We start from the raw sequence: 14253 nt of genomic DNA, 5'->3' as shown, positions 1-14253 counted from the left end.
CACTCATCCGCCGCTCACTCGGTGAGCAGCACACCCCTGTGCGCGAACGGGGGTGAATCATGAGTCCGATCGACATCGTCATGCTGATCGGCGGCATCCTGCTGACGCTCGGCACGGGTGTGTTCGTCGCGTCCGAGTTCGCCCTGGTCAACCTCGACCGGGCGGACGTCGAGGCCCGTCGCGACCGCGGTGAGGCCGGGCTCGCACCGGTCATCGGTGCGTTGAAGGTCACCTCGACGCACCTGTCGAGCGCGCAGCTCGGCATCACCCTGACGACGCTCCTCACCGGCTACCTGCTCGAACCGTCGATCGCGACGCTGCTCGAGGCGCCGTTCCTGGCGATGCAGCTGCCCGAGAGCATCGTCGAGACGGTCGGCTCGATCGTGGCGCTCGTCATCGCGACCCTGCTGTCGATGATCCTCGGCGAGCTCGTGCCGAAGAACTTCGCCCTCGCGCTGCCGCTGCAGACCGCCAAGCTGGTCGTGCCGCTGCAGATCGCGTTCACGACGGTCTTCAAGCCGGCCGTCGCGCTGCTGAACGGCACGGCGAACGCGGTGCTCCGGTCGATGGGCATCGAACCCCAGGAGGAACTCTCGGGTGCCCGCAGCGCCGAGGAGCTCACCTCGCTGCTGCGCCGCTCGGCGTCCGAGGGGTCGCTCGAACAGGACACCGCGACGCTGCTCGAGCGCACCATCTCGTTCTCCGAGCTGAGCGCCAGTGACGTGATGACCCCGCGCCCGCGGCTGTCCACGATCCGGGTGTCCGAGTCCGCCGAGGACGTCATCGCCCTCGCCCGGAAGACCGGCTTCAGCCGCTTCCCCGTCATCGAGGAGGACGCGGACGACGTCGTCGGCATCGTGCACGTCAAGCAGGCCGTCGCCGTCCCGCGCGAGAAGCGTCCGGAGGTCCCCGTCGGGGCCCTGATGACCGACGCGGAACGCGTGCCCGAGACCATGCCGGGCGACACCCTGCTCGCCGAGGTCCGTGGCCGCGGCTACCAGATGGTCATCGTGGTGGACGAGTACGGCGGCACCGCCGGGGTCGTCACCCTCGAAGACCTCATCGAGGAGATCGTCGGCGAGGTCTCCGACGAGCACGACCGTGCGCGCATCGACGTCGTGCGCTCCCGCGACTGGCTGACCTTCCCCGGACTGCTGCGCCCCGACGAGCTCGAGGACCGCGCCGGCGTGACGGTGCCCGAGGACGGCCCGTACGAGACCGTCGGCGGGTTCGTCATGTCGACGCTCGGCCGTCTGCCCGTCGTCGGCGACGAGGTCCCACTCGACGGCGGCGTGTTCCGCGTCGAGCGTCTGGACGGCAGGCGGATCGACCGCATCCGCTGGACCCCCACGCCACCGTCCGACGACACCGGGGCGACGGCGATCATCATCCCGTCCACCCGCAGCACCCCCAAGACCACGCCGGCGAAGGCCACGACGAAGGGCGGCACCCGATGAGCTCCGATTGGTGGGGGATCTTCTGGCTCGTCGTGCTGCTGATGGGCAACGCGTACTTCGTCGCCGCCGAGTTCGCCGTCATCTCTGCACGTCGGTCGCAGATCGAACCCCGCGCAGAGGCCGGCTCCAAGGCCGCGCAGATGACGCTGTGGGCGATGGAGCACGCCACCCGCATGCTCGCGACCACCCAGCTCGGCATCACCGTGTGCTCGCTGCTCATCCTGAACGTCTCCGAGCCGGCGATCCACCACCTGCTCGAGGTCCCGCTGCACCTGACCGGCTGGAGCGCCGAGGTGATCGGCACCGTGGCCTTCGTGTTCACGCTGCTGCTCGTGTCGTTCCTGCACGTGGTGTTCGGCGAGATGGTGCCGAAGAACATCTCGTTCTCGATGCCGGACCGCGCGGCCCTGCTGCTCGTGCCGACGCTCTGGTACATCGGCCACGGCCTGCACTGGGTGATCGTCGGCCTGAACGAGGTCGCGAACGCCGTGCTGCGCCTGTTCCGCGTCGAGCCGAAGGACGAAGCGGTGAGCGCGTTCACCGTGGAGGAGGTGCAGACCATCGTCGAGCAGTCCCGCCGTGAGGGCACCCTGACCGACGACGGCAAGCTCGCCCTGGCGTTCGAGTTCACCGAGAAGAAGGTCCGTGACGTCGCGGTGCCGATGGCCGAGCTCGTCACCCTGCCCGAGGACGCCACCCCCGGCGACGTCGAGCACGCGGTGGCACAGCGCGGGTTCTCGCGCTACGTGCTCGTCGGCGAGGACGGCTCCCCCACGGGCTACGTGCACGTGAAGGACGTCATCGACCTGCGCCCGGACGAGTTCGACGACCCGGTGCCGCCGAAGCGCATCCGCCAGCTCATCTCGCTCTACACCGAGATGGACCTGGAGGACGCGCTCGCGACCATGCGGGCCGCGGGTCGCCACGTCGCGCGGGCGTTCGACGCCGACGGCCAGACGATCGGCGTGCTGTTCCTCGAGGACATCCTCGAAGAACTGGTCGGCGAGGTCGAGGACGCGACCCGACGCCGGTAGACGCGACCGAACGACGGACGGGAGGCGCGGTGCCAGCTGGCACCGCGCCTCCCGTCCGTCGGTGGTCGCGACCAGGGCGACGCGCGCCCCGTCCGCGCTACCAGCTGACGGGCAGGGGCTTGCCTTCTTCGTACCCGGCGGCGGACTGGATGCCGACCAGGGCGCGCTCGGAGAACTCGGCGAGCGAGGACGCGCCGGCGTAGGTGGCCGAGCTGCGGACACCCGTGGTGATCATGTCGAGCAGGTCCTCGACGCTCGGGCGCTCGGGGTCCAGGTAGATCGTCGACGACGAGATGCCCTCGGCGAAGAGCTCCTTGCGGGCCCGCTCGTAGGGGTCGAGCCGCTCGAAGCGTTCCCGGACGGCCTTGGCCGACGCCATGCCCCAGCTCTCCTTGTAGGCCTTGCCGGCGGCGTCGCGGCGGAGCACGCCGGGCGCCTCCAGCGTGCCGGCGAACCACGAGCCGATCATGACAGCCGAGGCACCGGCGGCCAGGGCGAGCGCGACGTCGCGCGGGTACCGCACACCACCGTCCGCCCAGACGTGGGCGCCGAGCGAGCGCGCGGCCGCAGCGGTCTCGAGCACGGCGGAGAACTGCGGACGGCCGACCGCGGTCATCATGCGGGTGGTGCACATCGCGCCCGGACCAACACCGACCTTGATGATGTCCGCGCCCGCGGCCACCAGGTGGGCGACGGCGTCGGCGGTGACGACGTTGCCGGCGACCAGCGGGATGCCGAGGTCGAGCGCGGCGACGGTGCGGAGCGCGCGGAGCATGCCCTCCTGGTGACCGTGCGCGGTGTCGAGGACCAGGACGTCGACGCCGGCGGCAGCGAGGGCCTTCGCCTTGGCGGCGACGTCACCGTTGATGCCCAGCGCGGCGGCGACGCGGAGCCGGCCGGAGGCGTCGACGGCGGGCGTGTAGATGTCGGAGCGGATGGCGCTCGTGCGGCTCGTGGTGCCGACCACCCGGCCGTGGCGGACCACCGGCGCGAAGTCGACCTCGGCGGCACTGAGCACGTCGTACACGTGCCGGGGCGTGCCGGCGTCGTCGGCGTCGATGGCGGTCGAGGCACCGTGCAGCAGGTCGCCGAGCGTGGCGTCCGGTCCGGCGTCGCCGAGCCGACTCGCCGGGACGCACCCGAGGTACTCGCCGTCGGCGTCGCGGACGACCACACCGCGGCCGGCGACCGGGAGCAGCTGCTCGAGGGCCTCGGCGACGGTGGTGTCCGCTCCCATGTCGTAGGCGGTGTCGAAGTCGACCGGCTGGTCCTTCACCCAGCGGATCGCGGCGGCGAGGTCCTGCAGGTGCATGTCCTGCGGCAGGACGCCCAGGCCGCCCCGTCGGGCCAGCGTGGCGGCGAGCCGGGGGCCGGTCACGGAGTTCATGTTGGCGCTGACGATCGGGATCGTCGCACCGCTGCCGTCGTTCGCGGCGAGGTCCACGTCGAAGCGACTCGTCACGCCCGAACGGCTCGGGACGAGGAAGACGTCGGAGTAGGTCAGGTCGTGGGTCGGCCGCGTCTCGTAGAACCTCATGCATCCCACTGTACGGCGCTCGTCCGTGCCCCCGCCGCGCGCCGACTCGCGCCACGCTGGCACGGAACGGTCGGGAGCGAACGGCTAGGCTGGGCACCTGTGCGGCGCAGGGTTGCTCCGCACGACACACACGAGCATCTATCGACGGAGAGTGGGCGATCGGCTGTGTCGAGCCATCTGACCGGAACGGACGAGACCGCGGGCGAATTCGGGGCGAACGAGTGGCTCGTCGACGAGCTGTACGAGCAGTTCGTCGCGGACAAGGAATCGGTCGACAAGTCCTGGTGGCCGGTCCTCGAGAGCTACCACCGCACGCAGGGCGGTGACGCGCCGGCAGCGGCAGCGGGCTCCGGATCCCCCGCCGGGACGACCGGCACCGACGCACCGGCCCCGGCCTCGGCACCGGCACCCGCGCAGCAGGGTCAGGCTCCTGCGCAGGGCGGTCCGATCCAGGCGAAGACCACGTCGCGCCAGCCGGCACCGCAGCCGATCCCGGCCGAGGCGAACGACGCCGCCGACGACCACGAGGAGACCCACGAGGACGTGGCGACCCCGCTCCGTGGGATGGCGAAGACCCTGGCGTCGAACATGGACGCCTCGCTGTCCGTGCCCGTCGCGACCAGCGTCCGCACGATCCCGGCGAAGCTGATGATCGACAACCGGATCGTCATCAACAATCACCTGCGCCGAGCGCGCGGCGGCAAGATCTCGTTCACGCACCTGATCGGCTGGGCGATGGTGCAGGCGCTCAAGGAGTTCCCGAGCCAGAACGTCTTCTACGAGGAGCGCGACGGCAAGCCGTTCCTGGTCACCCCCGCGCACGTGAACCTCGGCATCGCGATCGACGTGCCCAAGAAGGACGGCACTCGCTCGCTGCTGGTGCCGAGCATCAAGCGCGCCGAGACCCTGACCTTCGGGCAGTTCCTGTCGGCCTACGAGGACCTCGTCAAGCGGGCCCGCGACAACAAGCTCACGCCGGCCGACTTCCAGGGCACAACGATCTCGCTCACCAATCCGGGCGGCATCGGCACCGTGCACTCGGTCCCCCGCCTGACGAAGGGGCAGGGCTCGATCATCGGCGCAGGCGCCCTGGAGTACCCGGCGCAGTTCCAGGGCTCGGCGGCGAAGACCCTGGTCGAGCTCGGCATCGGCAAGACCATCACGCTGACGAGCACCTACGACCACCGCGTCATCCAGGGTGCGGGCTCGGGCGAGTACCTCAAGCACGTGCACGAGCGCCTGATCGGCGAGCACGGCTTCTACGACGGCATCTTCGCCGCGCTCCGGATCCCGTACAAGCCGATCCAGTGGGCGAACGACATCAACGTCGACCTGGCACACCGGGTGAACAAGACCTCCCGCGTGCAGGAGCTCATCAACAGCTTCCGCGTGCGCGGGCACCTGATGGCGGACATCGACCCGCTCGAGTACCGCCAGCGCACCCACCCCGACCTCGAGATCGAGAACCACGGGCTGACCTTCTGGGACCTCGACCGCGAGTTCGTCACGGGCGGCCTCGCCGGCACCACCACCGCGCCGCTGCGGGACGTCCTCGGGATCCTCCGCGACGCCTACTGCCGCACGGTGGGCATCGAGTACATGCACATCCAGGACCCGGAGCAGCGGCGCTGGGTGCAGGAGCACATCGAGGTCCCCTACTCGAAGCCCTCCAAGGAGGAGCAGCTGCGGGTCCTCGGCAAGCTCAACGAGGCCGAGGCGTTCGAGACCTTCCTGCAGACGAAGTACGTCGGACAGAAGCGCTTCTCGCTCGAGGGCGGGGAGTCGACGATCGCGTTCCTCGACACCCTGATCCAGCACGCCGCCGGTGCCGGGCTCGCCGAGGTCGCGATCGGCATGGCCCACCGCGGCCGGCTCAACGTCCTGACGAACATCGCGGGCAAGACCTACGGCCAGATCTTCCGCGAGTTCGAGGGCTCGTCGCTCCCCGGCACCGTGTCCGGCCAGGGCTCGGGCGACGTGAAGTACCACGTCGGCACCGAGGGCGTGTTCCGCACGTCCGACGGGTCGAGCATCCCGGTGACGATCGCCGCGAACCCCTCGCACCTCGAGGCCGTCGACGGCGTGCTCGAGGGCATCGTCCGCGCCAAGCAGGACCGCGAGGCGCCGGGCAGCTTCGGCGTGCTCCCCGTGCTCGTGCACGGCGACGCGGCCATGGCCGGCCAGGGCGTGGTCGTCGAGACGCTGCAGATGTCGCAGCTGCGCGGCTACCGCACCGGCGGCACGGTGCACCTGGTGATCAACAACCAGGTCGGCTTCACCACCCCGCCCGAGTCGGCGCGCAGCTCGGTGTACTCCACCGACGTCGCGAAGACGATCCAGGCGCCGATCTTCCACGTGAACGGCGACGACCCCGAGGCCGTCGCCCGGGTGGCGGAGCTGGCCTTCGCCTACCGCGAGCAGTTCCACCGCGACGTCGTGATCGACCTCATCTGCTACCGCCGCCGCGGCCACAACGAGGGCGACGACCCCTCGATGACGCAGCCGCTCATGTACAACCTCATCGAGGCGAAGCGCTCCGTCCGCACCCTGTACACCGAGGCCCTCGTCGGCCGCGGCGACATCACGCAGGAGGAGTACGACGAGGCGCACCGCGACTTCCAGGACCGCCTGGAACGCGCCTTCGCCGAGACGCACGAGGCCCAGACCGGCACCATCCCGGTGATCGAGGTCGACGACGACGGCGCGGTGCAGGGGCTCGAACGCCCGGCTGCGCAGCGCGACGACTCCGAGAACGAGGTGCACGAGACCGCGGTGTCCGACGACCTCGTCCGGGCCATCGGCGACGCGCACAGCAACCCGCCCGCCGGCTTCTCGATCCACCCCAAGCTGCAGCAGCTGCTGACCAAGCGCACCGAGATGACCCGCAGCGGCGGCATCGACTGGGCCATGGCCGAGCTCATGGCCATCGGATCGCTGCTGGTCGAGGGCAAGCCGGTCCGCCTGGCGGGACAGGACGCCCGCCGCGGCACCTTCGTGCAGCGCCAGTCGGTGTTCCACGACCGGGTCAACGGCCAGGAGTGGCTGCCGCTGTCGAACCTCACCGAGGACCAGGCCCGGTTCTACGTCTACGACTCGCTGCTGAGCGAGTACGCGGCGATGGCGTTCGAGTACGGGTACTCGGTGGAACGCCCCGAGGCGCTCGTGCTCTGGGAGGCCCAGTTCGGCGACTTCGCGAACGGCGCCCAGATCGTCATCGACGAGTTCATCTCGTCCGCCGAGCAGAAGTGGGGGCAGCGCTCGGGTCTCGTCCTGCTGCTGCCGCACGGCTACGAGGGCCAGGGGCCGGACCACTCGTCGGCACGCATCGAGCGCTACCTGCAGCTGTGCGCCGAGGACAACATGATCGTCGCGCGGCCGTCGACCCCGGCGTCGTACTTCCACCTGCTGCGCCGGCAGGCCTGGGCCAAGCCGCAGAAGCCGCTCGTGGTGTTCTCGCCGAAGGCCATGCTCCGGCTGCGCCAGGCGACGAGCTCGGTCGACGCGTTCACGAGCGGCACCTTCGACGAGGTCCTCGACGACGACCGCATCACCGACAAGGGTGCCGTGCGTCGCGTCGTGCTGCACTCCGGCAAGGTGCACCACGACCTGCGCGCCGAGGTCGACAAGCGGGGCGCCACCGACGTCGCGCTCGTCCGCCTGGAGCAGCTCGCGCCGCTCCCCCTCGAGCGCATCCTCGAGGTGCTGTCGGGATACCCCGACGCCGACGTCGTGTGGGCGCAGGAAGAGCCTGAGAACCAGGGCGCCTGGCCGTTCGTCTGCATGAACCTGACGCCGCACCTGGACGGTCGCACCCTGTCGGTGGCCGCCCGCTCGGCGAGTGCCGCCCCGGCCACGGGTTCCTCGAAGCGCTCCGCGCAGGAGGCCGCCGAGGTCATCAGCACCGCATTGAGCGTGTCGGCCTAGCTGATGAGGAAGCGCCCCGTCCGGGAGTCCGCAGGGACTCCCGGACGGGGCGCTCCGTCGTTCGCGAGAGGCTGCCGGCGCTACGCGATCTTGGTGTACCGCACCCCGGCGTCGTGGTACCCGCGCTTCTGGTAGAACCGGTGCGCGCTGTCCGTCGCGGCCGCACTCACGGCGCTCAGGCGACGCGCGCCCTGCTCGACGGCCCACGCTTCGAACGTGTCGATGAGCGCCGAACCGGTGCCGAGCCTCCTGGCCGTCTCGTCCACGACCAGCAGCAGGAGCTGCGCCGTCGGCTCGTCGCTCGCGTAGGCCCAGGTGACCTGCGCGCCCCCGACGGCGACCACGCGGCCGTCGTCGCCGCGGACCACCCAGGTGCGGTGCCCGGCCTCGGGCGTCAGGCGCTCGAGTCGGGCGCGCATCGACGGTTCGTCGACGGCGTGACCGAGCAGGCGGACGAGGGCGGCGACGTCGGCGACGTCCGTGTCGGACCAAGCGGTGATCGACTCGGCGGAGAGGGTCATGCTCGCGACCCTACCGGGCACCCGGGACGTGTTGCGACGGGGTTTCGTCGCAACTGATATTCATATATGCTGCTGGCATATCACCCGCCGGGTGAACCGACCGACAGGACAGCCATGCACATCACCTCTCGCCACGGCCGCACCGCAGCCTGGATCGCGCTCCCGCTCGCCGTCGTCGCCAGCGGCGCACTCATCGCCACCGCGTCGTACGCCGCGTTCTCGAGCAGCACCGACAACGCCGGCAACAGCTGGCGCACCGGGGCCGTCGCCCTGACCGACGACGACCAGGGCGTCGCGATGTTCGACGTCGACGACCTGGTCCCCGGGGCCTCCGGCACGAACTGCATCACCGTCACCGCCGAGACCACCAACGCCTCGACGGTCAAGTTCTTCGTCGACGAGCAGACCGACACCGACGCGCTCGGGACGCACCTCGACGTGCAGGTGGAGCGCGGGTCCCTCGGCACCGCCGGCGACTGCGGCACCTTCACCTCGGCGGCCAGCGTCCACGACGGCAGCCTCGCCGACCTCGCGGCGCACGACTCGTTCGGCACCGGGCTCGACTCCTGGAAGCCCGCCACCGGGACCGCGACCGCCACGTACCGGATCAGCTACACCCTGTCGGAGGACGCCCCGAACACCGTGCAGTCGTCCGAGGCCGGCACGACGTTCGTCTGGGAAGCGCAGACCGACTGATCCTCCCGACCCCGACCGACCACGACCGCGAGGAGCAGCCCGTGTCGACCACCGTCACCCGACGACCCGTCCGCTGCGTCGGAGAGCTGCCCCGGCTGCTCCTCGCGGTCGTGGCGCGCACCGCGCTCTGGACGGTGCTCCTGCTCGCCGTCTGGGCCGCGCTGCCGGCGGCACTCGGCTGGCACCTCACGACCGTGGTGTCGGACTCGATGGCCCCGGGCATCCGCACCGGTGACGTCGTCGCCGCGGTGCCCACCGACGGGGACGCGGTCGAGACCGGGCGCGTCCTGCTGGTCGACGACCCGGACCACGACGACCGGCTGCGGCTGCACCGCCTGGCGCGGATCGAGCAGGACGGCGGCCTCCGGCTCCGTGGCGACGCGAACCCGAGCGCGGACCGGACCACGGTGGCACCGGACGCCGTCCTCGGTGTCGGGGTCCTCCGCTTCCCCGTCGTCGGGCTCCCCGGGGTCTGGATCCGCACCGGCGACTGGGCCGCACTCGTCTCGGTCTGCCTGGGCGTCGGCGCGGCGGTGTTGCTGAGCCGCCTCGACCGGGACCTCCGCGCCGGTCGACCCTGCCCCACCTGTGGTGTCCCGCGCTGGGAGCCGGGAGCGCCGCCGATCGGCGTGGACGTCACGGCCGCACCGCGCGCGGCGCTGCCCGCCCTCGCAGCGGTGGTGCTCATCGCGCTGGTGGGCAGCACCACCGGCGCCACGTTCAGTGGCACAACCGCATCCGGAGCGTCCTTCGGAGCGTCGCTGTTCCCGTGCTTCCACGGGCCCACGAACGGCGCCGTGCTCGCGTGGGACTTCTCCGAGAAGGCCGGCGACGTCGTCGTCGACCGCTCCGGGCACGGGCGGGACGCAGTGCTCCGGCCGAGCGTCGTGCGGGTCGACGGGTCGTGCGGCGCGAACCCCTTCGCGGACTTCCGATCGGGTTCCGCCGACACGGGGGTCGTCCACACCCGCACGGCGCAGGCGGCACCGGAGACGTTCGCCCTGGAACTGTGGTTCAAGACCGCCACGCAGGGACGACTGCTCGGGTTCAGCCAGCGGAGCACAGGTCCGTCCGGGGCGTACGACCGCAACTTCTACGTCGGGCCGGACGGACGCCTGGCGTTCGGCGTCTGGGACGGATCGGTCGCCAAGGTCACGCAGAGCGCCGCACGGGTGGACGACGGGACGTGGCACCACGCGGTCGGGCAGTTCACCAGTGGTCGTCTGGAGCTGTGGCTCGACGGCACGCGTGTCGCCGCACGGACGGACGCGGCTTCCGCTGCCGCCTACAGCGGGTACTGGCGAGCCGGTTCGGGCGTCGTCGACCCGACGTGGCCGAACGCCCCGACGAGCACCGTCTTCACCGGCTCGATGGACACGGTCCGTGTCCACGACCAACTGCTCACAGCATCGACGATCCGCGAGCACCACACAGTCGGCCGCTGACGCCGCCGACACGACGCACTGACGGCGCTGACCGTCAGTGCGTCGCCTGCTCCACCCGGATGCGGGCGAGGATCTCGGAGCGCAGGTGCTCGGGCGCGGTCTCCTTGCAGGCGCGCTTGACGGTCTCCATGAGCACCACCCCGACCCGGTGTTCGGTCTGGCAGTCCACGCAGTCGTCCATGTGCTCCCGGATGTCCGCGGCGTCCTCACCGCGGAGCTCGTCGTGCAGGAACTCCTCGAGCTCGGCCTTCGCCTTCGAGCAGTCGCAGCCGCTCATCGTGCGTCCTTCCGTCCGGTGCGGCCCGAGGCCGCGCTTGTCGTCGTCGTCTCCGCCGCGCCCCGTCCCCTGCCACGCATCGTCGCCGTCGACGCTGCGTCCGGGACGATGCCGGTCTCACGGGCGTGGTCCGCCAACAGCCCTCGCAGGAGCCGGCGGCCACGGTGGAGGCGGCTCATGACCGTCCCCACGGGGGTCTTCATGATGTCGGCGATCTCCTGGTACGAGAAGCCTTCGACATCGGCGAAGTAGACGGCCATCCGGAAGTCCTCCGGGATGGCCTGCAGGGCGTCCTTCACGGCGGAGGACGGCAGGTGGTCGATCGCGTCGGCCTCGGCGGACCGCGCGGAGATCGACTGCGTGACGCTCTCCGCGCCGCCGAGCTGCCAGTCCTCGAGCTCGTCGATGGTGCCCTGGTACGGGTTCCGCTGGTTCTTGCGGTACGTGTTGATGAACGTGTTCGTCAGGATCCGGTACAGCCAGGCCTTCAGGTTCGTGCCCTGCTTGAACTGCCGGAACGCGGCGAACGCCTTGACGAAGGTCTCCTGCACCAGGTCCGACGCGTCGGCCGGGTTGCGGGTCATCCGCATCGCGGCGCCGTAGAGCTGGTCCATGAACGGCAGGGCCTGGTCCTCGAACAGGGCCCGCAGCTCCCCCTCGGAGACGGTCTTCTCGTCCGCGGGCTCCGGCTCGGCCTCGGCGTCGAGCGCGGCGGCCTCGTCGGACACCGCGTCGAGCTGCACCTCGGTCTCCTCGACCAGGTCGTGCGGTACTGCCTGCGGTTCGTCGGTCGTCATCGTCGGCAAGTCTAGGCCGAGCACGCCGAGCGTCGTCGGCGCGGCGGGCAGCACGGTCGCCGTGCCGGTCCGCTCCCGCGCGAGTGTTGCTGTCGCCACTGATCCTCCCGGTGCGTTCAGTACCCTGGTGAACCGATGGCAGACACGACGCATTCCCCGCACGGGACACCGGCCCCGAACGAGCCCTGGACCGCCCCGCTCGCGCACGGTCCGCTGCGCGGTGACGTGGCCCTGCCCGGCTCGAAGTCGCTCACGAACCGGGAGCTCGTGCTCGCCGCGCTCGCCGACGGCCCGTCGGTGATCCGGCTGCCGTTGCACTCCCGCGACTCCGCGCTCATGATCGCGGGACTCCGGCAGCTCGGCGTCGGGATCGAGGAGCTGCCCGGCACCAATCCCTACGGCCCGGACCTCCGGATCACGCCGGCCCCGATGCACGGCGACGTGCGGCTCGACTGCGGGCTCGCCGGCACCGTCATGCGGTTCCTCCCCCCGCTCGCCGCCCTCGCCGTCGGAGCCGTGACCGTCGACGGCGACCCCTACGCCCGCAAGCGCCCGATGCACGCCGTCGTGCAGGCGCTCGTCGACCTCGGCGTCCAGGTCACCGACGACGGCGGCGGCTCCATGCCCTTCGCGTTCACCGGCACGGGCTCCGTCCGCGGCGGCGCCCTGACGATCGACGCGTCGGCCTCGTCGCAGTTCGTGTCCGGACTGCTGCTGTCGGCACCGCGCTTCGACGAGGGCCTGCACCTGACCCACGTCGGCGAGCGCCTGCCGAGCATGCCGCACATCGAGATGACCGTCGCCGCGCTCCGCGCCCGCAGCGTTCGGGTCGACGAGCCGGCGGTCGGCGAGTGGGTCGTGCACCCCGGGCCGATCGCCGCGCGCGACGTCACCATCGAGCCGGACCTGTCGAACGCGGCGCCGTTCGCGGTGGCCGCGCTCGTCGCGGGCGGGACGGTGCGCATCCGCACCTGGCCGACCGAGACGACGCAGGTCGGCGCCGACCTCGAGACGCTCCTGCCCCTGTGGGGCGCGACCGTGGCCCGTGACGGTGACGACCTGGTCGTCGACGGCGGCGTCGGGGTCCGGGGTGGGGCCTCCCTGCCGGGGGTCGACCTGGACCTGAGCCGCGGCGGCGAACTCGCACCGGCGCTCGTCGCGCTCGCGGCGCTCGCCGCCGAGCCGAGCGAGATCACCGGGATCGGCCACCTGCGCGGGCACGAGACGGACCGTCTCGCCGCGCTCGCGGCGGACCTCAACCGGTCTGGAGGCACGGTGCACGAACGCGACGAGGGCCTGCGGATCGAGCCGGCCGCGCTCCACGGCAGCGCCTGGGCCGCGTACGACGACCACCGGATGGCGACGGCTGGCGCGATCGTGGGCCTGGTCGTCGACGGCGTCGCCGTCGACGACATCGGGTCGACAGCGAAGACCCTGCCGCAGTTCCCGGAGCTGTGGGCAGCGCTGGTGGCGACGTCGGCCCAGCAGGAGGGTGAGGTCCGACCGTGAGCTGGTGGGACGACGTCGACGGGGACGACTCCGACGCGGACGAGCCGTACGGCCAGTACGACGAGTCGAGCGTGCGGGTGCGCCCGAACCCGAAGGGCAACCGACCGCGCACGAAGACGCGGCCGACCTACGACGACGCCCCGGTGGGCTGGGTGACGAACGTCGACCGCGGGCGGTTCGGCGTGCTGGTCGACGACCGCGTCATCACCGCCACGAAGGCCCGCGAGCTCGGCAAGAAGTCCGTCGTCACGGGCGACCACGTGTCGCTCGTCGGCGACGTCTCCGGCGATCCCGGGTCCCTGGCCCGCATCGTGAAGGTCGCGGAGCGGACCACCCTGCTGCGCCGGAGCGCCGACGACTCCGACGAGGTCGAGCGCGTCATCGTGGCGAACGCCGACCAGATGCTCATCGTGGTGGCCGCCGCCGACCCCGAGCCCCGCACACGACTGATCGACCGGTACCTGGTGGCCGCGTTCGACGCCGGCCTCGACCCGATCCTGTGCATCACGAAGACCGACCTGGCCGACCCGACGCCGTTCCTGGCGCACTTCGCGTGCCTGGACCTGCGGATCGTGACGAGCAGGTCCGACGACGTGCCGTTCGACGCGCTGCACGAGCTGCTCGACGACGCGGTGACCGTGACCGTGGGGCACTCCGGCGTCGGCAAGTCCACGCTGGTGAACGCCATCACCGGCTCGAGCCGTGCCACCGGCGTCGTGAACGCGGTGACCGGTCGCGGGCGGCACACCTCGTCGTCGTCGATCGCGCTGCGCGTGCGGGACGGCGGTTGGATTATCGACACCCCGGGGGTTCGGTCGTTCGGCCTGGGGCACGTCGACCCCGCGAACGTGTTCCGGGCCTTCGCGTCGCACGCGGTGCCGGTGCTCCCCGCACGTGACGGGATCCCCCTGGCGCAGGCGCACGACTGGGAGATCGTCGACCGGGTGCAGGCCGGGGAGCTCGGGCCGACCGGCGTCGAGCGGCTCGACTCGTTCCGGGCGCTGCTGACCGGCATGGGCGCGTCCGACCCCGGTTCCGAGTAGCGCGCGCGGCCGC

Annotated in this window: 11 protein-coding genes; 7 read left to right on the top strand and 4 right to left on the bottom strand. The window is 71.4% G+C overall.

The features are described from left to right. Positions 1 to 59 precede the first annotated feature (59 nt). The gene (locus LEL83_RS12680; RefSeq protein ID WP_225559079.1) at positions 60 to 1457 is read left to right on the top strand and encodes a hemolysin family protein; all 1398 of its coding nucleotides are present in this window, start codon (positions 60 to 62) and stop codon (positions 1455 to 1457) included. Further along, positions 1454 to 2491: a hemolysin family protein gene (locus LEL83_RS12675; RefSeq protein ID WP_198656077.1), complete on the top strand. Its 1038-nt coding sequence runs from the start codon at positions 1454 to 1456 to the stop codon at positions 2489 to 2491. Before LEL83_RS12680 ends, LEL83_RS12675 begins: the two co-directional genes overlap by 4 nt. Before the next feature lie 97 nt (positions 2492 to 2588). Here LEL83_RS12675 and guaB1 read toward each other — a convergent pair whose 3' ends face one another. Further along, a complete protein-coding gene (gene guaB1, locus LEL83_RS12670; protein WP_198656078.1) occupies positions 2589 to 4028 on the bottom strand; it encodes a GMP reductase in 1440 nt (479 codons plus the stop codon). Positions 4029 to 4193: 165 nt separating this feature from the next. Here guaB1 and LEL83_RS12665 point away from each other — a divergent pair, with 165 nt between their 5' ends. Further along, positions 4194 to 7952, top strand: coding sequence for a multifunctional oxoglutarate decarboxylase/oxoglutarate dehydrogenase thiamine pyrophosphate-binding subunit/dihydrolipoyllysine-residue succinyltransferase subunit (locus LEL83_RS12665; RefSeq protein WP_225559078.1), 3759 nt, complete (start codon positions 4194 to 4196; stop codon positions 7950 to 7952). 80 nt (positions 7953 to 8032) lie between these two features. Here the strand turns inward: LEL83_RS12665 and LEL83_RS12660 are convergent, their stop codons facing one another. Further along, a complete protein-coding gene (locus tag LEL83_RS12660) occupies positions 8033 to 8473 on the bottom strand; it encodes a GNAT family N-acetyltransferase (RefSeq protein ID WP_198656080.1) in 441 nt (146 codons plus the stop codon). 114 nt (positions 8474 to 8587) lie between these two features. Between LEL83_RS12660 and LEL83_RS12655 the strand changes: the two genes are divergently transcribed. After that, positions 8588 to 9169, top strand: coding sequence for a hypothetical protein (locus LEL83_RS12655; RefSeq protein WP_225559077.1), 582 nt, complete (start codon positions 8588 to 8590; stop codon positions 9167 to 9169). Between the two features lie 41 nt (positions 9170 to 9210). Next, positions 9211 to 10614 carry a LamG-like jellyroll fold domain-containing protein gene (locus LEL83_RS12650; RefSeq protein ID WP_225559076.1) on the top strand — a complete coding sequence of 468 codons (1404 nt, stop codon included), beginning with the start codon at positions 9211 to 9213 and terminating at the stop codon, positions 10612 to 10614. A 34-nt stretch (positions 10615 to 10648) separates the two neighbouring features. On the opposite strand, the gene LEL83_RS12645 is transcribed toward LEL83_RS12650, so the two are convergent. Together LEL83_RS12645 and LEL83_RS12640 are read right to left on the bottom strand one after the other, a co-directional pair. Next, positions 10649 to 10891, bottom strand: coding sequence for a zf-HC2 domain-containing protein (locus LEL83_RS12645; RefSeq protein ID WP_198656083.1), 243 nt, complete (start codon positions 10889 to 10891; stop codon positions 10649 to 10651). Further along, on the bottom strand, positions 10888 to 11688 hold the full coding sequence (locus LEL83_RS12640; protein ID WP_263867511.1) for a sigma-70 family RNA polymerase sigma factor: 801 nt from the start codon (positions 11686 to 11688) through the stop codon (positions 10888 to 10890). The genes LEL83_RS12645 and LEL83_RS12640 overlap by 4 nt, the downstream gene beginning before the upstream one ends. A gap of 135 nt (positions 11689 to 11823) precedes the next feature. On the opposite strand from LEL83_RS12640, the gene aroA reads away from it, so the two are divergent. Together aroA and rsgA are read left to right on the top strand one after the other, a co-directional pair. After that, positions 11824 to 13197: a 3-phosphoshikimate 1-carboxyvinyltransferase gene (aroA, locus tag LEL83_RS12635; protein ID WP_225559075.1), complete on the top strand. Its 1374-nt coding sequence runs from the start codon at positions 11824 to 11826 to the stop codon at positions 13195 to 13197. Then, positions 13194 to 14240, top strand: a complete 1047-nt coding sequence (gene rsgA / locus LEL83_RS12630; protein ID WP_198656085.1) for a ribosome small subunit-dependent GTPase A — start codon at positions 13194 to 13196, stop codon at positions 14238 to 14240. Before aroA ends, rsgA begins: the two co-directional genes overlap by 4 nt. The last annotated feature ends 13 nt before the right edge of the window (positions 14241 to 14253 follow it).

The sequence above is a fragment of the Curtobacterium oceanosedimentum genome (assembly GCF_020297365.1).
In the GTDB taxonomy this organism is placed as follows: Bacteria; Actinomycetota; Actinomycetes; order Actinomycetales; family Microbacteriaceae; genus Curtobacterium.
Note: the sequence above shows the minus strand (reverse complement) of the source record. Positions and strands in the feature narration are given on the sequence as shown.